Source organism: Periweissella cryptocerci (genome assembly GCF_004358325.1).
GTDB classification, from domain to species: Bacteria; Bacillota; Bacilli; order Lactobacillales; family Lactobacillaceae; genus Periweissella; species Periweissella cryptocerci.
In genome coordinates this window covers 351,576-375,464 of record NZ_CP037940.1, presented here as the reverse complement: position 1 = coordinate 375,464, position 23,889 = coordinate 351,576, and the positions used below count along the sequence as shown (strand labels likewise).

General features: G+C 40.9%; 26 protein-coding genes. 20 read left to right on the top strand and 6 right to left on the bottom strand.

All coding sequences use genetic code 11. The features are described from left to right. Window positions 1-409: 409 nt before the first annotated feature. Window positions 410-982 carry a hypothetical protein gene (locus EQG49_RS01665; RefSeq protein ID WP_133362337.1) on the top strand — a complete coding sequence of 191 codons (573 nt, stop codon included), beginning with the start codon at window positions 410-412 and terminating at the stop codon, window positions 980-982. Window positions 983-1,134: 152 nt separating this feature from the next. Here EQG49_RS01665 and EQG49_RS13830 read toward each other — a convergent pair whose 3' ends face one another. Next, window positions 1,135-3,699 carry a leucine-rich repeat protein gene (locus EQG49_RS13830; RefSeq protein WP_133362336.1) on the bottom strand — a complete coding sequence of 855 codons (2,565 nt, stop codon included), beginning with the start codon at window positions 3,697-3,699 and terminating at the stop codon, window positions 1,135-1,137. 298 nt (window positions 3,700-3,997) lie between these two features. On the opposite strand from EQG49_RS13830, the gene EQG49_RS01655 reads away from it, so the two are divergent. Next, complete coding sequence (locus EQG49_RS01655; RefSeq protein WP_133362335.1) at window positions 3,998-4,702, top strand: TatD family hydrolase; 705 nt, start codon at window positions 3,998-4,000, stop codon at window positions 4,700-4,702. Window positions 4,703-4,912: 210 nt separating this feature from the next. Continuing rightward, window positions 4,913-6,136, top strand: coding sequence for a hypothetical protein (locus EQG49_RS01650; RefSeq protein ID WP_133362334.1), 1,224 nt, complete (start codon window positions 4,913-4,915; stop codon window positions 6,134-6,136). A gap of 157 nt (window positions 6,137-6,293) precedes the next feature. Here the strand turns inward: EQG49_RS01650 and EQG49_RS01645 are convergent, their stop codons facing one another. Then, on the bottom strand, window positions 6,294-8,624 hold the full coding sequence (locus tag EQG49_RS01645; protein WP_133362333.1) for a MucBP domain-containing protein: 2,331 nt from the start codon (window positions 8,622-8,624) through the stop codon (window positions 6,294-6,296). Window positions 8,625-8,849: 225 nt separating this feature from the next. On the opposite strand from EQG49_RS01645, the gene EQG49_RS01640 reads away from it, so the two are divergent. The 3 genes from EQG49_RS01640 to EQG49_RS01630 all read left to right on the top strand — a co-directional run bounded on the left by EQG49_RS01640 (window position 8,850) and on the right by EQG49_RS01630 (window position 11,075). Beyond that, entirely contained in the window at window positions 8,850-9,110 is a 261-nt protein-coding gene (locus EQG49_RS01640; protein WP_133362332.1) for an NfeD family protein, read from the top strand. Window positions 9,111-9,113: 3 nt separating this feature from the next. After that, window positions 9,114-9,986, top strand: a complete 873-nt coding sequence (locus EQG49_RS01635) for an SPFH domain-containing protein (protein ID WP_133362331.1) — start codon at window positions 9,114-9,116, stop codon at window positions 9,984-9,986. A 234-nt stretch (window positions 9,987-10,220) separates the two neighbouring features. After that, window positions 10,221-11,075: a hypothetical protein gene (locus EQG49_RS01630; RefSeq protein WP_133362330.1), complete on the top strand. Its 855-nt coding sequence runs from the start codon at window positions 10,221-10,223 to the stop codon at window positions 11,073-11,075. Window positions 11,076-11,169: 94 nt separating this feature from the next. Here the strand turns inward: EQG49_RS01630 and EQG49_RS01625 are convergent, their stop codons facing one another. From EQG49_RS01625 to EQG49_RS01615, 3 genes are all read right to left on the bottom strand, one after another. Beyond that, window positions 11,170-11,517, bottom strand: a complete 348-nt coding sequence (locus EQG49_RS01625) for a hypothetical protein (protein WP_133362329.1) — start codon at window positions 11,515-11,517, stop codon at window positions 11,170-11,172. Window positions 11,518-11,688: 171 nt separating this feature from the next. Then, window positions 11,689-12,192: an IS30 family transposase gene (locus EQG49_RS01620; RefSeq protein WP_243115768.1), complete on the bottom strand. Its 504-nt coding sequence runs from the start codon at window positions 12,190-12,192 to the stop codon at window positions 11,689-11,691. After that, window positions 12,129-12,743, bottom strand: a complete 615-nt coding sequence (locus tag EQG49_RS01615) for a helix-turn-helix domain-containing protein (RefSeq protein ID WP_133362327.1) — start codon at window positions 12,741-12,743, stop codon at window positions 12,129-12,131. The genes EQG49_RS01620 and EQG49_RS01615 overlap by 64 nt, the downstream gene beginning before the upstream one ends. A gap of 540 nt (window positions 12,744-13,283) precedes the next feature. Here EQG49_RS01615 and EQG49_RS01610 point away from each other — a divergent pair. From EQG49_RS01610 to folP, 9 genes are all read left to right on the top strand, one after another. Continuing rightward, entirely contained in the window at window positions 13,284-13,769 is a 486-nt protein-coding gene (locus tag EQG49_RS01610; protein ID WP_243115722.1) for a methylated-DNA--[protein]-cysteine S-methyltransferase, read from the top strand. Window positions 13,770-13,923: 154 nt separating this feature from the next. Continuing rightward, on the top strand, window positions 13,924-15,102 hold the full coding sequence (locus EQG49_RS01605) for an MFS transporter (protein ID WP_133362326.1): 1,179 nt from the start codon (window positions 13,924-13,926) through the stop codon (window positions 15,100-15,102). 19 nt (window positions 15,103-15,121) lie between these two features. Beyond that, window positions 15,122-15,304 carry a hypothetical protein gene (locus tag EQG49_RS01600; protein ID WP_133362325.1) on the top strand — a complete coding sequence of 61 codons (183 nt, stop codon included), beginning with the start codon at window positions 15,122-15,124 and terminating at the stop codon, window positions 15,302-15,304. 219 nt (window positions 15,305-15,523) lie between these two features. Next, a complete protein-coding gene (locus EQG49_RS01595; protein ID WP_165964720.1) occupies window positions 15,524-16,729 on the top strand; it encodes an MFS transporter in 1,206 nt (401 codons plus the stop codon). A gap of 97 nt (window positions 16,730-16,826) precedes the next feature. Beyond that, on the top strand, window positions 16,827-17,201 hold the full coding sequence (folB, locus tag EQG49_RS01590; protein WP_133362323.1) for a dihydroneopterin aldolase: 375 nt from the start codon (window positions 16,827-16,829) through the stop codon (window positions 17,199-17,201). After that, window positions 17,188-17,682, top strand: a complete 495-nt coding sequence (folK, locus tag EQG49_RS01585) for a 2-amino-4-hydroxy-6-hydroxymethyldihydropteridine diphosphokinase (RefSeq protein WP_133362322.1) — start codon at window positions 17,188-17,190, stop codon at window positions 17,680-17,682. Before folB ends, folK begins: the two co-directional genes overlap by 14 nt. 101 nt (window positions 17,683-17,783) lie before the next feature. Beyond that, window positions 17,784-18,374: a GTP cyclohydrolase I FolE gene (gene folE / locus EQG49_RS01580; protein WP_133362321.1), complete on the top strand. Its 591-nt coding sequence runs from the start codon at window positions 17,784-17,786 to the stop codon at window positions 18,372-18,374. Between the two features lie 13 nt (window positions 18,375-18,387). Beyond that, complete coding sequence (locus EQG49_RS01575) at window positions 18,388-18,975, top strand: non-canonical purine NTP pyrophosphatase (protein ID WP_133362320.1); 588 nt, start codon at window positions 18,388-18,390, stop codon at window positions 18,973-18,975. Window positions 18,976-18,985: 10 nt separating this feature from the next. Continuing rightward, complete coding sequence (gene folP / locus EQG49_RS01570; protein ID WP_165964719.1) at window positions 18,986-20,113, top strand: dihydropteroate synthase; 1,128 nt, start codon at window positions 18,986-18,988, stop codon at window positions 20,111-20,113. A 132-nt stretch (window positions 20,114-20,245) separates the two neighbouring features. On the opposite strand, the gene EQG49_RS01565 is transcribed toward folP, so the two are convergent. Beyond that, window positions 20,246-20,704 carry a hypothetical protein gene (locus tag EQG49_RS01565; RefSeq protein WP_133362318.1) on the bottom strand — a complete coding sequence of 153 codons (459 nt, stop codon included), beginning with the start codon at window positions 20,702-20,704 and terminating at the stop codon, window positions 20,246-20,248. Window positions 20,705-20,776: 72 nt separating this feature from the next. Between EQG49_RS01565 and EQG49_RS01560 the strand changes: the two genes are divergently transcribed. The 5 genes from EQG49_RS01560 (at window position 20,777) to EQG49_RS01540 (ending at window position 23,074) form a co-directional block, all read left to right on the top strand. After that, window positions 20,777-21,055, top strand: coding sequence for a hypothetical protein (locus EQG49_RS01560; RefSeq protein ID WP_133362317.1), 279 nt, complete (start codon window positions 20,777-20,779; stop codon window positions 21,053-21,055). Between the two features lies 1 nt (window position 21,056). Further along, window positions 21,057-21,572 carry a GNAT family N-acetyltransferase gene (locus EQG49_RS01555; RefSeq protein WP_165964718.1) on the top strand — a complete coding sequence of 172 codons (516 nt, stop codon included), beginning with the start codon at window positions 21,057-21,059 and terminating at the stop codon, window positions 21,570-21,572. 245 nt (window positions 21,573-21,817) lie between these two features. After that, window positions 21,818-22,057: a hypothetical protein gene (locus tag EQG49_RS01550; RefSeq protein WP_133362315.1), complete on the top strand. Its 240-nt coding sequence runs from the start codon at window positions 21,818-21,820 to the stop codon at window positions 22,055-22,057. Window positions 22,058-22,060: 3 nt separating this feature from the next. Beyond that, window positions 22,061-22,261, top strand: coding sequence for a hypothetical protein (locus EQG49_RS01545; protein ID WP_133362314.1), 201 nt, complete (start codon window positions 22,061-22,063; stop codon window positions 22,259-22,261). A gap of 75 nt (window positions 22,262-22,336) precedes the next feature. Continuing rightward, a complete protein-coding gene (locus EQG49_RS01540; protein WP_165964717.1) occupies window positions 22,337-23,074 on the top strand; it encodes a GNAT family N-acetyltransferase in 738 nt (245 codons plus the stop codon). Window positions 23,075-23,889: the final 815 nt, after the last annotated feature.

Sequence of the window (23,889 nt, the reverse complement as noted above, 5' to 3'; positions counted from 1 at the left end):
TAACACTAACAATAGAACCGCGGTAATTAGATAATTGAAAAGGACAGAAACGGCAATTCCGCGCTAGAATAAATATAGCCAAAAGAACTGATGGATTTGATAAACGAAAAAATAGTTAATATTAGTATATTTAAGCGAGTAGTTCATAACTTTTCATTATTTAAAAAATGCGGACTGAAATAGTAAGTCATGTAGTAGTAAATTAATAGGACTAATCAAAAGGTATTCAAGACATATTTGGTAAAATACAGTTAGGGATAAATTAAATAGTAAGTTATACGTCAACGGGAAGATGTTGCCATTAGTGGTGATAGCTTTTTGGTTGGCGTTTTTTAGTAGTTTTGACGTATACAATATTTTTCGGTTACTAAATATGTACAAGTAGCTTTTAAGTAAGGAGATGAATCGTATGAAAATCAATATAGTAGTTAAAGTTATTATGACAACGTTACTTACGATTACGCTAAGCTCAATCGCAGTAACTAGTGTGTCAGCTAATTCAGATGGGCATGATTCAACACCAAAATCCATGCGTGGTACTTGGTACTCATGGGTTCCTAAATCTGAAGATGATAACGGCGGTTTATACAAAGACGAAGTGCCGGCAAAATTATGGTTTATCAATGAGCAGGGGTACAATGTTGTTTCGTGTTGGAGGGAGAAATTTCATGGTAAAACTGGTTATAGTATTGGTGGTGGTGCATCGACACACCAAGGTATGAATGTGTTAACTAAGGTTAAAGTTAGTGGTAAATATTATAAGGTTGTCGTGAGTTATACAACTTACCAACTTGGTGATAATGGAAATGGAAGTATTCAGTACAATTTTAGAAACAAATCGATTGCGAAAAAGTACGGTAAAAAGCATGCATTTGGCTACGGTAATGATTATGGCAACAAGAACGCTCAAACTAAGAAGAAAATGAAAAAGGTTATTATTAAGTATTTTGGGAAAAAACAATATGTAGATTGGTTACAATAACTATTGGTAAATAATCTAACTTTGGAACAATAAACTAAATTCAGCCCCACAACAAATGACCCGCGTTCTACCTTAAAAGGAGAATGCGGGTCATTTTCGTATTCATATTAAAACTTACGCTCAGTTAACCTAAGCACTAACAAAACAATGACTTATGATTGACGGCGTTTAATAAAAGCAAACCAACCAAGAATTGTAGTGAGTAACAGCAACCCAAGTGTCCGCGGTGCCGAATTTTCACGACTACCGGCTTTTGGCAAAGTCCCAGTCGTTGGTTGTGCGTTGTTATTTGCCGCAGTAGGGGCGCTTAAGTCAGTTGTGCGGTTAGTACCAGTAGTGTTGCCGCCAGAACCGGGTAGGTGATTTGGTCGTTTATTGGAAGCACTCGGATTTTTACTAGGTACCTTACTAACATTTGGTTGCGCAGTCGGTTCATCGGTACTATCACCGGAACTTGGCAATTTGCCGGGATTTAAGTCAGTCTCGGGCGTAGTATTGTCCGGTGTCGGCGTTGGTTTGCCGTCTGGGGTCGAGGTATCCGTGTTGTCGCCAGGAATGATGTTCGGGCCAGTACCAGGGGTAGTATCGCCGCCAGTTGACTTGGCTGTGTAGACAAATTTGTAACTGCGACCGTTGTTAGCGCCAAGCTTGAGCGTTGTATTTGCTAACTCATCAGCACGGAGCCAGTTTAAATCGGGAACAAGGCGTGCGCTGGTACCGGGCAAATCACTGCCATACAGTTCTGTGAAATCATAGTTGTCATAGCCTTTGGGAGTTAAGTCGAGGTCATCATCAACAGTTCCATCAATAGTTTCGGGATCCTCAATTTCAACACCGTTAGTGTCAACCCGATAAATCGTAACGGTTTGAGCAGCGAGCGGTAAAGCTTGGTAACGGTAGATAATTTCTTGGGGGCCACCAGTCATGGCGCCATTTAGCGTACCAGATTCTAACACAGGTTCACCATATCCAGCAATCAGCGGTGCACTTGGGGCGTCGTATTGATCATTAATTAACCCCCATTGAGTCCATGGTGTAATGGGCTCGTTATTAATATCTACTGTGATTTCATGGTCAAATTGATCGAGATATTTGTGCGACACGGTACCGGCAATTTTCCAAGTACTATCATTTTGATAGTAGCCATTCCAACTGTTGATAGAATCGACGAATTTTTGCGCAGTGATTAAAGCATTACCGATATTTGTTGGCCGTACAATCCCGTTATTTTTAACTGAATCGAATGCAGTTGAATTAATATTCAAACTAGCATTAAGGTCATCGACGTTAATCTGTGTTAAAGCATGGAAGTTATAAAATGCGTGATTCCCAATACTTAATAAAGCCGGCATGTTGGTCAGTGTCAAGCTTTCCGCACTAGTACAACCATAGAAAACATCATTTGGAATTGAAGTTAATAATGGGAGGTTATCGACTTCAATTGATTTTACATTCGGATTATTATTAAAAGCTTGTGCCGCCAGCGTTGTTAGTTTAGGTAAATCAATAATCTGGATACTTTCCATACTAGTACAAGAAGCAAATGCATTAATTCCGATACTAGTTAGGCTTTGAAGGTGTTCTAGTTTAATTGTTTTGAACGCATTACATTGATTAAAGGCCTCTTTACCAATCGAGACTAAGGCTTGTAAATTATCAAAATTTGGCGTGTTAAGTTTTTTACATTGAAAAAAAGCATTATCACTAATTGTTGTTAAAGTATCCAAATTATCAAATTTAAAAGTTTCTAAATTAATACACTGAGAAAAGGCTTGGAGCCCAATCGATGTAAGTGCAGGCAAATCGTCAAAAATAACGGATTGTAGGTTTGTACAGTTGAAAAAGGCTGATCTGCCAATTTGTTGCAAGCTAATGAGAGAACTAAAATCAATGGTGGTCAGATTTGTGGCATTATAAAATGCGTTGTTACCAATCGAAGTTAAGTTTGGATTATCAAATAAAACATTGGTCAAATTAGTAATAACAAAGGCACCATCACCAATAGTCTGTAGATTACGTAATGGTCGTAAATTAAGAGTCTCGATGCTAGTTCCAGCAAAAGCGGAATCACCCATTTTTTGTAATTCAGTTAGATTGGAAAAATCAACCGAGTCGATAGCTTTTGAGGCAAAGGCACTCGCACCAATTCCGATAACGTCTGATAATTCCGGTGCGAATGTTAATACACCATCCCAGTTTTTATAATCACCGCTGGTAAATGTTGAACTGAAACCAGTAATCGTTGTCCCAGCACTATCAAAGGTAAAGTCAGCTTTGGTGAAAGCGCCATGATGGACATCACCGCTACCGTTTCGAGGGCCTTTTTCTTTTACTGGTGATGCAGCTTTGGTGGTATTTTCTTGTTGTGTCTTTGTGCTGTCGAGTGAAGTAACTTCTGGTGCGTTATTTACTTGAACTTCAGACGGTAGGTTATTTTCAGTAGTCACTTTCACGTCTGACGAGTATTCAACTGTCGTAGGTTCAGGACTCAACTCAGGGGCTGGTAGTGGTAAAGTAGGGTCGGTCACATTCGGGGTTGGTTCTGCATCTGGTTCACTTTGCTTAGAGACTTCAGTGCGTTCGGTGGCCAGTTCTTCAGCGAGAACAACTGGTGTTGCACCGAACCCGCTAAGCAGGGTAACGGTCGTCAAACTAGCGTAAACCCATTGTTTGCCGTGTTTGTACATTTTGTAGTGTGGTGTCATTTCAGTTTTCATATAATTCACTCCAATATTTTATTTAGACAATCAATATATCTATTGTATGGATAAAATACGAAGGAACTATGTGCTCGATTAGAGAATGATGTGAAACATGAATAAGGTTGCGGTGCTGTAACTAAGATATTGGGCGCATAAAACAAAGGATTTGAGATTAAGGATGTCGCTATGGCAGATAGGCTATAATTAGGTGTGGCGCGTAAAAATTACGACACAGAAATTAAGCAGATAACCGCAAGCGACTGCTGTGCGAATAGATAAAAACAGCAAATGAGAACATGAAGGGAAAATCCAAATGCTAATTGATGCTCATTTTCACAATAGTGTAGGTTTATTGCCATTACAGCACCTAAACCACATTCAAGGAATTGTGAACAGTGATTCCTTAGAAGAATTAGAGTATAATCGTGCCAATAATCAAAATTACATTAGTTTTGGTATTCACCCATGGAAAGCAGAGCAAGTTCCAGCTGATTTGGCAGCGCTATTAGCCTCGGTCGCAATTATCGGTGAAATTGGTATGGATAGTGTCTGGACACAGGTCGATTTAGCGGTGCAACAGGATGTCTTTGAACAGCAACTGGCAATTGCGGTTAAACAACACAAGCCAGTTGTGCTCCATACCAAAGGCCAAGAACGGGAAATCCTTGCGTTAATCCGTAATTATCCTAATCGCTACTTAATTCATTGGTATGCCACTCCAGATTATTTAGCAGAATATCTAGCATTAGATACGTATTTTACCGCCGGGCCTGATGTTTTCACGGATAAAGCAGTTCAGAAAGTTGCCCAACAAGTGCCACTGCAACGTGTCTTGGTAGAATCTGATGGCATCGACGCAATCGCTTGGGCGCAAAATATAGCCGTTGAAAATGTTGATTACGTTGCGACCTTGCAAGCCAGCTATCAATATCTTGCCGCGCTACACGGTATTGGGGTAAATGAATTAGAGTTGATTCTGGCTGATAATTTTCAGCGGTTTGTGCACGGGGATTCTTAGAATGCCGTAAATAACCTTTCACAGGTCAGAATGTCCCACACAATTTGAGTGATTTGTTACAATAAGCATAGGGAATAAATATTAAAATGTTTAACGTCAACGGGAGGATGTTGCCAAATTGGTAATGCTTTCAGTTGGCGTTTTTTGCAATTTTTAATGGGCAATAACGACTAACTTATTGGTGGAAGTTGAGAAAGGGAAGTGAGTCTTATGTTTAAAAAAGTTAGAATTTACGTGGTGGCTTTCCTAATGTTGGCGATGCTGTTTGCCGACGTTGGTAATTCGGTTAGTGCCGCCACGACGACCAAGTATGTCACTGCCCAAGTCATAAAAACGAAGGCAACCAAATATCATTTGTGGCTTCACGGTTCAAATATTCATAAATACAAAATTGTTAAATCACGGGTCGGTAAAAAACATCATAAGCATAACGTGTACCAGTATAAACCAGTTGGTAAGCGGGTGAATGGTGCCTGGGGAAAACGGACAATCACGACGCGCAAACAAGTGATTTTGCGCAATAAGAAGGGCCAACAAGTTAAGCTGTATTATTTCAGTGGAATGAAAGGGTATGTGTTAGCTAAAAATCTAAAAAGTGGTGGCTACGTTGCACCACCCAAGAAACCGACAGTGCAGCCCACCCCGGTTGACCCGCCCGTAATCATTAGTGATGCTGCGCAGACGGCGATGAACGTGATTAATGCGGCTCCAATTAAAACGGCCGCACAATTGCAAGCCCAGATGACGCAGATGAATAGCGAAGGATTTTCAATGGATACAAAATCATTGGCAAAGCTCGATATCAAGTTACTGGGGTTAAATTTACAACATTTGGAGACGCTAGTTAAGCAAGAAGCATTGGCGCAAAAATTCATTGCTGATGGTGGCACCATCAGAGTTGAAGCGCCCGATAGTAGCACATTTGAGTCGAATGATACTGAGGCGCAAACCATCACGAATTTTGGCGCCGCTAATAAAACAATTACGATACAGCTTAATCCGGACTCATTTATTTCTGATAATGTAGCTAGCGAAATGGACACAATGGCAGCTGAGAGCAACACATACCGTACGTTTAAATTTTCAGATGGTGTGTCGCTGTACACAACTTATAGTGTTCATGTGTCCGCGAAGATGTTACCGATTTATGTAACAACACATGAGTTTGGCCACTTACTGCAATTTATTTATATGACCGCAACAGGGGATTACAATTTTACGAAAGTAATTACTTCGATGAGAAATAAATATATTGCCGCTACTAGTAAAACGGCAGCTGATTATGCGGCTGGAATTAGCGCATATGGATATACAAGTGATGCGGACGAGTTTGCTGAATCTTATGCAAGTTACCGTCTCGGCGCAGTTACGCCACAAAATAAATATGTGGCTGAAGAAATTGCCAATTGGGTGAAACTAGCATATGGTAATTGATAAATAATTGGGATCTTGGTAGTAATTACAGGGGAAGCAATGTAGCAATGGGATTATACTAATGAAAATAAAGACCACTTGAAATCCTATTAGTACAAGGAATTTCAAGTGGTCTTTTTGTAGTGATTGGCCTATATTATTTGAGTTCGTTACGAATTTATGACTTACGTTTCTTATTAAACCAAGCCATCCCGAATGCGCCAACGAGTACCAGCATACCGAGGACCGTAATTACATAATTAGTAATTTTCCCAGATTTAGGAAGCGTGGTGTGTTTCTCCGCAGTTTTGGGAGCACTGGTGGTGCTAGTGGTGTTCGGGTTGCTGTTATTGCCACCAGAAGCTGGCAGCGCTGATGGTGTCGGCTTCTTTGATGGCTTACCGGTTTGAGCAGTAGCCGTGCTACCGCCACCATCACTAACTGGTGGTGGGGTCGTGCCATTATTATCATTTGGTGTTTCTGTTTTAGCAGGTGGCGTGATATCACCAGTATTTGTTTTATCACTGTTATTGCCAGGCGTATTCTTGGCGTACACTAACTTGTAACTGTGACCAGCGTTAGTGCCAAGTGAAAATGTCGTGTCGGCTAACGCGTCGTTCCGTTGCCAATTGAGGGTTGGAACTTTCCGCGATTTAGTAGTGGCAGCAGTGTCACCGAAGTAGAGTTCTTTGAGAGTATAACCATCGACGGCGGACCGCAATGTCAAGGAATCGGTAATATGTCCGGCAATCGGTTCGGGATCCGCAATTTCTTGACCGTTGGTATCAACGCGATAAATCATGCCGGGCTTAGCAATCGTCTTGTACTGATAAATGACAATTTTTTGCTCAGTGTAAACAATGTTACCAGTTACTGGTGCTGAATTTGCCGTAAGCTCTGGTTCATCGTAGCCAGTTAATTTAGGGGCACCGTTAGCATAAAAATCATCGGTATCTGCGGCAAATGTGTAATCATACGCCGTGCCGTTTTCATCACGAATTGTGCGGTGGTCGCTGTCCACTTGAATTTGGTTACCAGCTTCATCGAGATACATTTGCGTCACGGTACTTAATTCAGAATACACAAAGCGATAGTTGTGACCATCGTTTTCGGCATACGTCGCTGGTAAATTAGCAGGCATAATCGATTCCCAGCCACCATCATCCGTGCTACGTTGTAATTCTTTGTACACGTAATTTGCTAAGTCTGGATCATCGGTGATTGTTTCTTGTGGTAAATCAAATGCGTCGCTAATGTACGGATCAGCAACGGTAATGTCGTCAATGACACCGCTAGTGGTCAGTGGATTTGAAATCGTTTGACCGTGGATATCGACATAACTAATCGTAAACGGTTTGGTTTTGGTTTGATATTGGTAAGTTGTTTCTTGTGGTCCGCCAGTTAGATTGCCAGTTGCTGATGAACCAGCTGCCAGTTGGGGATTACCATAGCCTGGTACAGATGGTGTAGCAGGGGCAGTATAAGAATCGCCAAGGAGTCCATCTTCAGTAACCGCCGTGGCAATTTCAGTATTGTTTTCATCCACATATTTATAAGTCATTGAACCGCTGATGTTCCACCGATTGACACCAGTGAAGTTATTACCATTGTTGATGTTATCAACAAACAATTGTGCGGTTGCGACGGCATCAGCTGTTTTTGGTGTGACGATTCCACCCGGTGCAACGTCTATGAAAGCACCGGCATAAATACTAGCAGCGGTTAGATTGGGCAATTTAGGGACCGTAATATGGTTAAGTGATGAAGGATGATCCCCAAATACGTTGGGACTGAAGTAACTCAAACCAACTAAAGTACTGAAGTCAACGCTGGTTATTCTGTTTTGAGGACGACCCTTAGTCCCATCCCATGCACCTGAATTTACGTGACCAACAGTTTCTAAGCCCACTCCGGCAGGAAAATTAAGCGCACCATCCCAAGTTGGGTAGTAGTTATTTATGAAATTATCGGAAAATCCTTGGAATGCGTTATAACCAGGTTGAAATGGAAGTGTAGCCATATTTAAATCACCTATTGTAAAAGTATGGGCAACCCCATCACGTGGTGCTTTAGCCTTTGTAGTAGATACTTTTTTTTCTTCAGGCACAACGGTTTGTTTAGCATCTGTTTTGGAGTTGGTAACTTTTGCGGTCGACGTATTCGTTGAAGCGGCAACTTTTTTCGTTGGTGCCTGATTTGGCGCTTTAGCTGTAACTTTGTCTGGCACTGTCACAGCATGTAGGTCAACCGCTGGTAACGCATCTGGTGCAGTAATGACTGGAAGTTCGGGTGCAGCATCCTCATTTGAAGGCACCTGACTATCTGTATCTAGCACGCTAGTCGAGGGCTCCGTTGTCGAATCCGTTACCTCTGCGGCCAAAATACTGGGTGTTGCACCCAAACCACTCAGTAAGGTAACTGTGGCCAAGCTGGCATAAATCCACTGTTTACCCCGTTTGTACATTTTATAATGGTGTTTCGTTTCTTGATTCAATAATCTAATCTCCATTTCATGTAAATATTAACAATTTTTACTTTAACGAACTATGTTGAAGAATTTGTGAAATGACACTTGGTTTTGTAGACTGGAAGCTGTTTGGTGAATATAAATCGCTTGGCATTATAAAATAATTAGTTACTTCAGGGACGAAATTAAGGCAAGTAGTATCTGCGCATCGCACCAGAAAAATAAATTAGAAATAATCGTATGATAATTGCAAATGTGTTACAATAAATGACAATAGCGTTACGGCATAGTAAGATTAGTACAAGTAATGAGGTGATGGCGTTGAGTGACAATTTTGATAAACGATTAGTTGGCGAAGAGTTTGTAATAACTGCAAACGAACTGGCAAATGATCAAGTTCGTTTTAACGGAATTTATTATCGGTTTGTAAATATTGACGACACACCGTTGCTGCCAGATACTAAGGTCGTGATTGCCAACGTTGCTGGTAATGTATTGCAATTAATAAATATTGATGGGGGAATTTAAAGTATGGTTATTTTAGTTATCGTTTTAGTTATTATTATCGCTCTGGTATTGATTGGATTATTTACAGGAATCCGGATTATCCCACAAAATCAAGTGGGAATGGTTTCGGTTTTAGGTAAGTATTCTCGTAAGATTCCTGCGGGGATGAACTTTGTCATTCCATTTATTTCGACCGTTGATCGGGTTGATTTGGCGCAAATGCCAATCAAGTTGAAAGAACAATCAGTTATTTCAAAAGATAACGCCGAAGTTATTGTGTCATTGTCATTGAACTACCATGTGACTGACGAATACAAATTTGTTTTTGAGAATGCGGATTCAGTTGAGTCAATGATTCAACAATCACGGGCACACTTGCGTGGTATTATCGGAACAATGGATTTGAATGATGTTTTGAACGGGACAGAAAGTATCAATGCCCAATTATCAAAGGAACTTGATTCAATTACTGATGCTTATGGGGTTAATGTTGATCGTATTAATATCGACACAATTCAACCAACACCAGCAATTCAAGAATCAATGAACAAGCAAATCAACGCAACGCGGGAACGTGAAGCAGCGATTGCAAAGGCCGAAGGGGAAGCCCGTTCAATCGAGTTGACGACTAAGGCTAAGAATGATGCCTTGGTCGCTACTGCGGAAGCCCAAGCTAATGCGACCCGGGCCAAAGCAGATGCCGAAGCCTACCGTGTGCAAAAGGAAAACAATGCCTTGGTTGGTGTTGATGAAAAATACTTGGCTGCCCAAAATATTGAAGCCTTCCGTGAATTAGCCAATTCAATGACTAATACGGTGGTCTTACCAAGTACGTCAATCGATTCGCTTGGCTCATTACCAGCCGTTGGTGAATTGTTAAAGAGTAAAAAAGATTAGTAATTAAATAGTAAGTAGAAGCCATCCAGATGTAGTTAGTTACATTAGGATGGCTTTTTTGGTGTATCACTAGGTCCACCATAGCTACTAACCGATGTATCGGCATGCAGGGGAGGTTCATATTACCCCAATTTGTTTTAGAAATAATCCTGTTACCAAACCGTAACTGTGCTGTTGCCCTGTTGTTGTATTGGTTTGTCATACTAGATATATTAAAAACACATAGGAGTAGACATGAAAAAAAATCATAAATTAAGTGCGTTAATCGCAACAGTCGTAATTGCAATAGGTAGCTTGGCGCCAATTGTTGCTAGTGCAGCAACGACAACACCAAGCACAACCGCCGAACCAATGGCTTTTTCAGCACAATTTCTAACTGGTGCAAAATGGAACAATAACCTTAAAGTTGATGGTAAAGTGTACAACTTTGCGATTCCAAAGCAAGCTAAGCGTGATAGCTACGTGCATGATTTTTCAGCCGTGGGTTGTACTGAAAATGCTTTAGCCAACGCAATGCGGTTGAGTGGCGTGATTCAAACGCAACAAGATGCTCAAAACTATGCAGTTGCTTTATGGCAAGTACAAACGGGTAAAGGCCCACGTAAAAACGTTAGCAACAACCAGCAATCACTAGGTTATAACGGCTACACGCGGGCTATCTCAATGCCAAAGATTAAGTCAGTGATGAAGAAAGCTAATAAAAACGTTGATGTGCTTGAAGGCAAAGAATCATTTACACCAGTTGCGTCTAAGTACTTTGGTTACAGTAAGTCAGCTAAAAAAGGTAAAAAAGTCGCTAAGCAATTAAGTGCTTGGCGCAAAAAAGGCTACTTCATTGTAATCATGACTCGTGCCACTGGTAATTCGGATGCTGCCAATCATGCGACGACGCTTTTGAGCATGAAGGGGACTAGCAAGAACACATTCAAGTATGGTCAAGCAATTCACGTGGTTGATTCATACCAAAAACAAAATGGTAAGTTTTTGACAGAAGGTTTGTCAAATAAAAAGAAGGTCGCTTGGACGTACAAGGCAGTTGCTTATAAAGCAGTTGATGCTAACGGCAAGATGATTAAATCAAATTACTAAAATAAAAAGGAAGTGAGATAAAAGGCAACTGCCCTTTGTTTCACTTCCTTTTTGATAGTAATACCGTTAAAATACTAACGTTTCGGGCATTTTGTCACGTCGTCCATTTTTGGACTAACTTAACAATTTTGTTTCGCCCAACGCTTGCAGTACCACCTGTACCCCAAGTTACTTGGGTTTTGCTATCCTTAACACCGTTAACAGTCCATTCCATTGTGTATGTCGATCCCCAAAATGAGGTCTTGACGTTACCAACTAGAAAACTAGTGCCAATTTTGGCGTCTTGAACGTCCTTGTCCTTGTACTTTTTTTCAACTTTTTTAATTACTAATGTTTTAGCTTCAGCAACGCTAATTGTGCTATGCAGGTTGGCTACGTTAATCGCGCGTCCGATACTACATAAAGCTAAAATAATTATGATAATTGTGATTACTTTACGCATGATACTCACCGCCTTAATTTGCGTGATTTAGGTGTGGTTCGTAATTGTGAATTATTGATAAACAATTTTATTTCGCGAATTGTCAAATCAACTGCACCACTTTTCTAATACTTAAAGTTGTGGGGCGAGGGTGGAACGAAGTGACACACAAGCCCCGCCTGCCGAAAATTTTTACAGTATGACTAGGCTGTCTTCAAAAATTTCTTCTGCTGAGGTATATCCTAAAAGTTTACGATGTTTACTGCTCAGTGCCTCTTCAAACGATTGAATATCGTCATCAGAGTAGTTCGCTAACGAATGTCCTTTAGGAATGTACTCCCGCAGGAGCTTGTTCTGATTCTCGTTTGATCCACGTTCCCATGAACTATATGCGTGACAGAAGTAAACCTTTAAATCGTTGTGCTCAAGGGCTGACATCGTACTGAATTCAGCACCATTATCGAATGATATACTTTTGAAGCAGTCATAACCAACCCGATGAATCAAATCCGTAATGCCACCGATACAAGTGTCAGCTAGGAAATTTGGTAACTTTAAAAGTAATTCGAACCTAGTCTTACGTTCGGTCATCACTAATAAGGCTGGTTGATCAGCGGTTTTCTTACCCTTAACTAAATCAGCTTCCCAATGACCAAATTCTTCACGATTAAGAATGGATTCTGGGCGTGTGGAAATGCTGCGACCAAGATTTTTGGTGTTGGTGCCTTTAGGCTTTGAAACTTCTTTTTTAGTACGCGGCTTGATTTATGCGGTAAATCAATATTCTTCACTTCGAGTACACCTAAGTCGATGTAGCGGTAAACGGTCTCCCTACAAGGCGCCTTTAAAGTTGGGTGTTGGGTCTTGAAGAAATGAACGAATGAATCCACACTCTCAACGCGTGGTTTAGCCTTCAACGCGACCGTTAACTCCTGCCAGAAGAGCTGTGAATAACTATCTAAGCCATATGATACTGATTGTGCCCGGTTATCTTCATAAGCAGCTTGACCCGTCTCAGGAAAATACTGCACGGTGTAAACCGTATGTTGATTCACAATTTTCTTTTGTGTAGTCATTCCACGGTAAAGTTCGCGACCGATAGTTGTGTGATTGATGCCAATTTTTAACGCAATTTGCCGATTGGACATTCCTTGAGATTTGAACACGTAAATTTCACCTCGTTGAATTTGAGTGAGATGTTTACCGTGATTAGGATTTGAATTCGTGGTACTCTTGGCTTGGGTCATGGATTCTCCTTATACTTTTGTTGTTGTGAACTTTAAGTATAGGTCTTCCATGGCCTTTTTGTTGGTCAGGCTTTACAGGTGGTGCAGTTCATTATAAAATTCGCGAACAATTTTATTTTGGTTATTTATGTTTTAAATGCTATTAGGATTGTATGTACCTAATAAGGCATTCGCTTTAACGCTTTCCTTACTCTCATTATACTTGTGAACTAAAAGTATGTGTAAAATGAAGGCTTCTGCAGCTCTTTTGAATAATTCAGTTCATCAGAAGGGGAATAATCTTATTGTGGATACTCACAATTGTGTTCAGCAGGAATGTACGGAAATGACGCATTTTATTACTTTCATAATTTTGCGAGCGCAATATTTGTTTGATTGCAGGTAATAATTTACTGTATCAGTAATAAGAAGTTTACAAAACCATGCTAGTATTTGCAGGGTTCATGGGTAGTGTAACTATATAAAAGCAAGTTTAATGGAAATTGTATGTTACAAGATATGGTATAATATTAAGAAATATTGGTTAATGAGGATAAGTGAATGAGCGTAATGAGAATTGAAACTGAATTTTGTCCGGTGTGGGTGGCTGGTGTTGACGATACGATTACGCAGATTTCGTTCACAGAGTTAACTGGTGGGCAAGCACACTTTCCTGGTGGTGACGCGTTTGCCATGCAGGTGACAGAATATTTGGCTGGTGCACGTGACCATTTCGAATTGAACACCGAATTTCCGTATGGGACGGCATTTCAGAAGCAAGTTTGGCAAGCAATGCAGACAATCCCATATGGCGAAACCCGGACGTATAAAGAAATTGCCACGCTAATTGGCTCACCCAAAGCTCAACAAGCGGTCGGGCAAGCCGCCAAACGTAATCCGTTGCCGTTCGTTTATCCGTGCCACCGGATTATGGGCGCTAATGGCAAGTTAACTGGTTTTTTTGGTAACAGTGAATATGGCTTGGACATCAAAAAACGGTTAGCATTACATGAACAAAAATCACGACAATTAAGTTTGTTCGCCTAATTTCATGGCGCCGGCAAACTCTGGGGTACTCACAAAAACTCGATTTCTACCTGATGGAAAAAGGTGAAATCGAGTTTTTGAGTTTTGCATGAAGCTAATAAATGCTGTTTAGTGTACAATGTATAGATTATGGATATAGAAGAGGGTTTGAATAATGAACGAAAATAAGACGACAGCGAAGTTAGCGTTACTTTCAATTTCGCTGCTATTAACGAGCGCTAATGCCGTTAATGGAGCATTGCCAATGATGAAAAAGGCAATGCATTTATCAGCCACGCAAAGTGAGCTAATTACGACAATCTCATCAATTGCCGTGGTAATCATGGTACTACTGAGTGCAACGATTGCGCGGGTTATCGGTACCAAACGCACAGTTGCACTAGGTCTGTTGTTAGTTGGGGTGGCTGGGATTGTACCGATGTTTGTTAGCAACTATGAGTTAATACTAGTTTCCCGGGTTGCGTTAGGAGCTGGTTTTGGGATTTTTAATTCATTAGCGGTGTCGATGATTCAAGTTTTGTATTCAGGTAACACACGGGCGTCGATGTTAGGTTTCCGTAGTTCAGCAGAACCAGTTGGTCAAGCGGTGATGACAATTATTGCTGGGCTCCTGATGATGATCAGTTGGCATATGAGTTTTGCGGTGTATCTAATCGCTTTTCCAATCTTGTTCTTGTTCTGGAAGAAAGCTCCCGACGTTGATCATTTTCAAAAAGAAGATCCAAAAGACATCATGCAAGGTGCACCCGTGGATACGCACCACTATCCAGCTAAGACGAGTCCACTAGTTTGGCTGTTTGTTGCGTTTTGTATTATTTTGATGAGTAACATTGTGGCGATGAATGTTCGTTTCCCTCAGATTACCGCAGGAATTATGGGAACCCAGTTTAACTCATCGAATATTTTAGCCGTGATGCCAATCTTAGGAATTATTGCCGGCATGTTGTTTGGCTGGGTGAATAAACATCTGGGTAAAGGAACTTTTTACCTAGGAATTATTATTTTTGTGCTGGCTGATTTACTGGTAGCGTTTTCTGCAGGAAATTTCGGGATGCTCACCATCGGATTCTTCTTGTCAGGAATTCCAGGTTCATTAATCATTCCATTTATTTTCAATTCATTACCAAAATACGCACCAAAAAAAGCCCAAGCATTTGCGGCTTCAATGATGATTGTCGGCTTTAATATCGGTTCATTTCTCACTCCATTTTTCTTACGTGGAATTGAAATCGTCTTAGGTTCAACTGTGTTAACGGCACCATTTAGTTTCTTAGCGGGGCTGATGTTAGTAATCGGCTTAGGTAGTGTGATTGGCGCACGTATGGTAAAGTAGGCATAGAGGAAAAATTACGATGACTGATAGTGAACAACGCGCCGCACGAACGGCTGAAATTAATGCCAAATTGACTGAAATGCATCAAGTTGAACCCGCAAAATTAGGTTTTTCTGGAATTATGATGGAAGCTGGCCTAAAACGCGAACTCCAACAACTTGAATTGGCCGAACGCAAAGCCAATGGTAAAGAAATTCAATAATATTAGTGGTTAGGAAATAATTGTTCCCAACCCAGACACAGCTCACTTTTGCCTTATCCAAATAAGGTAGGAAGTGAGCTGTTTTACTGTAGGTTCCACTATTCCGTTAGTATTTAACATTATATCTAAAGAGATTATTAATTGGGGCTTAAGTATTGGCGCATGATACGCTACAATAAGTTAAATAGGTATACATATTGTGAGGGAATCGGGAAAACAATGAATAAGAATAAAATTACAGCTAAATTGGCAATCCTGTCGATTTCATTGCTGTTAACAAGTGTTAATGCGATGAATGGAACACTACCACTGATGAAAGAATCCATGCATTTAACTGTCGCCCAAGGAGAATCACTATTAACCGTATCTTCCTTGTCGGTAGTGATTATGGTCTTAGCTAGTACGACAATCGCTAAATTACTGGGCACGAAGCGGACAATCGTTTTAGGGCTAATTTTGACGGGGATAGCAGGTTCATTACCAATATTTCTGAATACCTATGTCCCATTTATGCTCTCGCGAATTGCGTTGGGAGCGGGGTTGGGATTGTTCAACTCAATTGCGGTTGCGATTATTCAAGAAATGTATGCAGGTAATACGCGCGCATCGATGCTCGGATTTCGGAATGCCGCTGAGCCACTTGGACAGGCAATGATGACGGTTGTCGCCGGTTTGTTGATGGCGATTAGCTGGCATTTATCATATGCGGTTTACTTGATTGCTTTTCCTATATTAATTTTCTTCTTACTGAGTTCACCTGATCTTGATCATGCGGGTGAACCAACGGTAACTGAAGTGATGCAGGGGGCGACTGTTGACACGACGCCATACCCGCAAAAAATGTCCCCACTTATTTGGTTATTTGCAATCTTTAGCTTGTTGTTAATTGGTAATGTGGTTTCATTGAACATCCGGTTCCCGCAATTGGCTGCTCAAATCATGGGTGAAAACTTTAATGCCTCGAATTTATTGGCAATTATGCCATTATTTGGAATCGTGTTTGGGGTGCTCTTTGGCTGGTTGAATCGTAAATTGGGGAAAATGACCTTTTACCTGGGATTAGGACTACTAATCCTATCAAACTTTATGATGGCATTTTCCGGCCATAATTTTATCGTATTAGTGCTCGCGTACTTCATCAATGGAGTACCACCATCATTAGTGATTCCATATATGTTCAATGCATTACCTAGGCTTGCACCGAAAAAATCGCAAGCATTCGCATCTTCAATGATGATTGTCGGTTTGAATGGTGGCTCGTTTGTGACACCATTTTTACTCAAAGGAATTGGTATTCTTGAAGGTACAACGGCATTAGCAGCACCGTTTGAAGTGCTAGGAGCATTGATGGCATTAATTGCATTTGGTACTTTGATTTATGACTTGGTCAATAAACAATATAAAAAAATCACAGTAGAACGGTAGTCAGTTGGCTACCGTTTTTTTGCGACACTTAGTTCCATACTCTTATTAGAATATGCTAAAATAAACAATAATTAAATTATGTAAAGGGCGTACGGACATGGGAAAAATTAAGTTAAATAATATGCAGTTTCATACGTATAATGGCGTGCTAGTTGAGGAAAAAAAGATTGGCCAACGGATTCAAATTGACGTTGAAATCCAATACCCAATTGAAACGCAAGTGCACGATGATGATTTAACAACGACGATTAGTTATGCCGATGTGTATGATGATGTGGCCAATTTTGTGAACGAATTTAACTTTAATTTGATTGAATCTGTCGCCAACGGCTTATTACAATTGTTATTGGCAAAGTATCCAATGGCCGAAGCAATGACGGTCCGTATTCGAAAAGTTGGCGTCCCAATTGCCGGTATTTTTGACAATATGGAAATTGAGGTTAGCGGAGTAAATCAACATGACACAAAATAAGGTATCGCGAGCTTACTTAAGTATTGGCGCTAACATGGGCAATCCGCGCGAACAGCTCGAAGCAGCTATGAATCTATTGCGCCAAGCGGCCGGCATCATTGAAGTGCGCGTGTCGAGTTTTTATGCCTCTGAACCAGTGGGTGGGGTCGTACAGGATGATTTTTTAAACCAAGGTGTCTTGGTGATTACTACACTAACGCCCGTTGAGTTACTGCATACACTACAAGCTATCGAACAACAACTTCATCGCGAACGCTTAATTCATTGGGGACCACGGACGATTGACTTGGACATTGTGGATATTCCTGGGTTCATCAGTGATACGGCCGAATTAAAAGTACCGCATCCTGAAATGGCTAACCGCCGATTTGTGCTAGTACCGTTGTTGGAAGTTAGTGCTGATGATACGGAGTTTCACGCTAAAGTTACAAAACTGCTTGAACAGACGACTGACCAAAATTGGGTAAAAAAGGAAGCATAAATAACCACGTTTTGGCAATATGAGTTAATTTGCCTAATGCCTTAGTTAAGGTGAATTACCACATCATGTCGGGAGTTGAGAATACGTAAAGGTAGGCTGAGATGAAAGAATTTAATGAAGAACAATTAACTACGCTAGCGCACGGAACGACGGATTTATTGCAAGTGATTGGCGATGATGTTAACCGCAGTGGTGTCATTGAAACACCGGGACGGGTAGCCCAAGCATATGCTGAAATTTTTGCACACACTGGTGAGACGGAATTTACGAATTATAAGTTATTTCCGGCCGAAAAAAATGCTGATATGGTTGTGATTCGCGATATTCCGTTTTATTCAATGTGCGAACATCATTTATTACCATTTTTTGGTACAGTTGATGTGGCATACATTCCGACTGGAGAAATTATTGGCTTGAGCAAGGTGCCCCGATTAGTTGATTGGGTAGCACGCCGTCCGCAAGTTCAAGAAAATATAACCACGATGATTGGTGATGAGTTACAACGAATCTTAAACCCCGCGGGGATTGCAATTTACGTGAAAGCCCGCCACATGTGCATGGAAATGCGGGGCATTAATCAACCGGGTGATCAAACGGTGACAAACTACTACCTCGGCAAATTCAAAGACGACGCAAATAGTCGCCTTGAATTTCTCTTGAATAGTGGTGTGTTAGCGCAATTGGACAAATAAGTGAGGTAGCGACATGCGTATTATTTTAGCATCGAATAACACTGCGAAAACGACGGAAATTGCCGCATTTTTTGCTCAATTAGGAATTACGGTGCTTAACTATCGTGATGTATTACCGCAACAAGTTTTTCCAGACGAAACAACTGATGATATGGCGGCCAATGCGTTACAAAAAGCAGCGTTTATCGCCAAAATGTTACCGGACGAATATGTATTAGGCGATGATTCTGGAATGTTTATTACAGCGCTGCCTGAGCATTTTGGGGCAGTGACAATGCGCGAATTTATTGCTCACGACGCGTATGATGATGATGCAGTGAACAATTACGTATTGGGATTACTAGCGCAGCACAGCAATCGACGGGGCTATTTGCAAGCTGATTTTGCGTTGGTGACGCCCAATGGTTATTTGCAAAGCGTTGGGCGCGGCGGTGTCCAAGTTGCATCTGCACCACGTGGGAGCTATTCGCATGGACTTGATGATATTTTTGAAACTGAAACTGGTAAAACGTTAGCTGAACTACCAATTAAGCAGCGGTTACCGTATGCACATCGCGGTCGAGCAGCCCAAGACTTAGTGGCTCAATTAAATGGACGATGAGGGGAACAAGATGCAAATAAAGAATATTTCGGCAGAATTTATCAATGCCAATGACTTTGCTCAAAAAGCAGTTGGCCAACAAATTGTTAAAAATGATTATGTCGCACTGGAAATTAGTCCCGTGAATCGCCAATTAATTACATTGTTAGCCAAATTTGATGCGACAATTGTGCAACAAGCTGATAATGTTCAAGTACTGTTAACGCGAGCGGCGTTACCATTATTACAAGAACAGGTGGCAAAAATCGATTCAAGCGCGGCGAAGAGTGTCCAAGCAATCATCGACGAGTACGCTCAAATTTGGCAAGCTGGGCGATTTACATTTGATACGAATAAACAAGCAATTATTTATGGTATTTTGAACACGAGTCCGGATTCATTTTACGATGGTGACCGGTATACGAATACGTTGGCAGATGTTGTTAGTCGGGCACAAGCGATGGTCGCAGCCGGAGCCAATGTGATTGAAATTGGCGGGCAAACAACGCGTCCTGGTTTTACGGCGATTGATCCCAGCGTTGAAATTGAGCGGGTGGTGCCGTTTATTGAAGCTGTAAAAGCGGCCGTTCCAAATGCCGCCATTGCGATTGACACATACAAGTATCCCGTCATGCAAGCAGTCATAGCGGCTGGAGTTGATATCATCAATGATGTGAATGGGTTCACCGACGATTCGCGTAAATTGGCGTTATTGGCTAATGCAAACGTTGGCTTGCTGACAATGCATAGTGCTCGTGAAAAGGAGTATCGAAATTTAACGACAAGCATGGTTGAATTTTTCACTGAAAATCTTGCAGACCTCGAAGCAGCAGGTATAGCGCGTGAACGGATTGCTCTTGACCAAGGAATTGGTTATAACAAGGCCGCCGATGCCTTGGAAGATTTCGCAATGATGCGCAATATTAATGAACTAAAGCAATTCGGGCGCCCAATCATGACGGCGATTTCTAACAAGGGTTTCGCCAAAACGTTATTTAACTTACCGCGTGAAGAACGACTACCAGCAACATTGATTGCCGAAACAATAATGTATTTGCGTGGCGGTAAAATTTTACGAGTGCACGAAGTTACAGAAACCCAACAGTTAGTGAAATTGGTAGATACAATTGAGGCGGGATATTGGTTGCCAGAAAACTAATTTAGGTTGCTAGTACCTAGGAATTTGTTTTATAAAATTCTAGCTTAGCCAGACTGCATAAGGCGTTTTTGTTTGATAAATATTCACGAAAAAATGGTAGCCCAGAATTTCTAGGCTACCATTTTTAAGTTATTAATCATTAAAATCATCAAGATTATCGTTGTAAGTTTCAACGGATTCTTTATTAGCCGTGAATAAGTGTTGCATCAGCGTTTGGAATTCACCATCATCGACTAAACCTTTTTCAGGATCAAATTCACTATGAACAGGGACCAAAACCGTTACTTGTTTGAAAGTTGTATCATCGAGTACTTCGATCTCGAGAAAATCGGGTTGGCTTTTTGAAGGCACAACTTGTTCATAATAGACGTCTTCTGGTTCTAAACCAAGTTTTTTGAATTCAGCTTGAACGAAAGGTGCACTCATTGTAGTTACGTAGTTGAAAACGTTAGTATCGTCCATTGAATTAGTCACAGTGCCAGCAACTTCGTTCAATTCGTGTGTATCTAAACGCAACCAGTTGTAACGGTCTTTAACCAATTGGAAGGTTTTATTTTGTTGTTCAACACTCTTTTTTGCATTATCAAACATGTCTGTTACCCCATCTACTTATATTGTCTGGTATGATTATACTACATACTGAACACAAATGAGGTGCAACAAATGAAAGAATCATATGACTCAACTAAAATTATTGATGAATTGGATGCAGATTTGAAAGAATTTGGTGATGAAGCAGTTTGGGCGATTTACGGCAAAGATGAAAATCAGCAATTTATTGTTGATTATGTGCCAGTTAAATTGGATGATCCCGACGTTGAATTGGATGTCGTTATCAAGCATAAGTACTATGTTAGTCAGTTACAAAAAAATGAAAAATTGGAACAAATGATGGCGTCAGATTTACTGCAAAAATTAGTGCGCCAAGATGAAGGACAATAAAATGGTAGTGACATTAAAAGCAATCACAACTGAACAGCAAGCTGAGGTATTGCAATTAGCACAAGCATCCGCAGATTTTTTTGCTGAATTTGGGGGTGGACCGGTGACGGCAGCAAATGTTGGCGAGTTTTTCACAAAATTACCTGCTGGCAAAGAAAATACTGATAAGCATACTTTCTTTATTATGGCTGATGATGAACCAGTTGGCTTTATTGATTTGATTAGTGGGTATCCACGTCCGCACACCTGGTACATTGGATTGTTTTTTATCACACCTGAAGAACGTGGTGCAGGTATCGGACGGCAGGCCTTTGCGATGTTATCGAACTTTGCACGTAAGCAAGGTGCTAATAAATTACGCTTAGCTGCAGCCAAGGAAAATGAAAACGGCTTAAAGTTCTGGCAAAAAAATGCCTTTGTAATTACCCAGTATTTGGAAGATTTTAAAATCGACGGGGTGGCAGTTCCAACCTATGTGTTAGAAAAAGAAGTTTGGGTCGATGTATTTGTTGGCTAGTTCAACTAGGTACGGTACAATGATTTAAGTTAATGACAACAGCGGCAATTGGTCACGAAAATAGAATAGCTAGTCTCATGATTTTTATGCTGAATTTAAGTAGGATAACGAATGAAGTAGGCACGTTTTAAAGCGCTACAAAGTCGACAACTTCTGAGTTCTAAGGGAGTTAAGTGTGTCCGGAGCGCATTTATTTTATGATAAGGGTTATCTGAATATAGTCAAAACAAAGAAGGAGCAACAATATGTATCAAATTGATGATCGTCAAAAGCACAATAATGTTAAGTTTGCACAACGTAAACTCGACGAAGATGTACGGGAAACTGGCAAGCGGGCCACAAAGAAGTTTATCCGTGAATATGCCAATACTGAAGAAGTGTTAGCGTTAATTGCGACATTCAACGCACGTGAAGATGTTGAAGCAATTAAGGTAACTAACACGATTATCGCATCTGCAAGTAACGAAACTGTAGAAGGGGAATAAACCATGGCAAAAAAACCAATCACTAAGAAGAAGGCCTTGAAAGCATTTAAAGATGCGCAAAAGCCATTAGAAGAAGACGCGCCAACGAAATTATTCCGCCAATCAAAGGAATACGTTGAAAGTTTGGCATCGCGTGAACAAATGTTGACGTTTATCGAATTATTCAACAGTGTTCAAGAAGATAAAATCGAAGTTGAAAAGTAACATTTATTATTAATAGTCGGAGTAAAGTGACAGTTAACTTTGCTTCGGCTATTTTTGCTTAATATGGAGGATGAAATGTCATTAGTTGAAGAACAACTTGCAATTGATTTAGGGTGTTCGATTGGTGATATTCGCTCAACGGCCAATGTATTTATTACGGGGCAAGCAGGGTGGAGAGCACGAAACTATGCCAAAAAGCCAGTAACAATTATTTGCATTAATAATAAGGTGATTGTACGCTCGGAAAATGAAGCGCTAACTAATGCGCTACGTGCAGTTTGGCAAGACTTAGCTGGTGAATGGCTTGGTGAAGTGCGTTACATGAATCAGTTAATCAAAATTTTGACGGAATACGGGTATGAGATTAATGAGTATTACCCGAATTTTATTCCGCGAACGGATCTTGATAATACAGTCGCAGTGGTAGATGAACATTTGCAATGGTATGACCCAATTGAAATTAAACAATTCCGGGGTGATTCGCGTTTCAGTCAGTCGTTTGCATTTTCGCAGGCGGATCCAGACAAAATTGGAGTCGCATATATTGAGGATGGCGAAATCCTAGCGATGGCCGGAGCTAATCCGAATGGTAAGTATTTGTGGGAAATCGGTATCGAAATTGTTCAAGCTAACAAGCACCAAGGCTTGGCCACAAAATTGGTAGATGCGTTGAAGCAACGAATTATTGCTGATACTGATGGGCAAATCGTGCCGTATTATACGACTGCCTTTACACATACCAAATCAATCAACGTTGCGATTCGCGCTGGCTTTCAAATTGGTTGGACGGAAATTGCGATTATTGAAAAATAAGCTCGCAAAGTTAATTCAGATATTTGGCTCTATTCCGTCTGACGTGGAATTTATAAAATGTGATGAGATGTATGATGCCACTGCGTGCCTGAAAATCACATTGTGCACCGAGATGGAAGCACATGCCCAAGCTGCTTGCTTATGCCTGTGAACCGGCAACGCAAAACATCCCAGCATTTTGTTTCACAAAATACTGAATCTAATCCTAACGCGATTAGATTAGCCTTGCAGGCTGGATGTCTGTCTTGGGCAATTCGGGATAGCTGGCAGTCTAATGGCTAAAGCCAAAAGACTGCTCATCTACCCTCAGCGACAAACCCGACACGTGGTGTCACGTTTGTCCCATTTCGGTGTAAAGCCTGGCGGCCACAATGTGATTTTCAGTCACTCCGCTAGATGAGCGTTGAACTATTGATTACCGCTAAACCCACAGCGACAAGGATTACGGCATATTACTAGTCAGAATGCCTACGCAAACTAACGAAGAGGCCGGAACCAGGCTGGACTTTAGCTCGCACCGTGATGGCATAATCAGTAACGGGTTTGGTTACTGATTATGGATTTGTGAAGATGGTTACCGCGTTAGCGAACCAAGCTTCGCAAACATTTGAAGACCGCACTGTGGCTTCAAATGCTTGTCTCCCATCACGGTGTCCAGACTGGTTCCAGCCTCGTAGTGGGAATCAATCTGAGACACATATCCAAATTCCACGCTAGAAAAAATTTAGCCAGATATTTGCCGCACGTTAATAAGCCTGATTTCTGCAATAAAGAGAAATCGGGCTTATTTTATTGTTCTGAATGGGGTATATAAA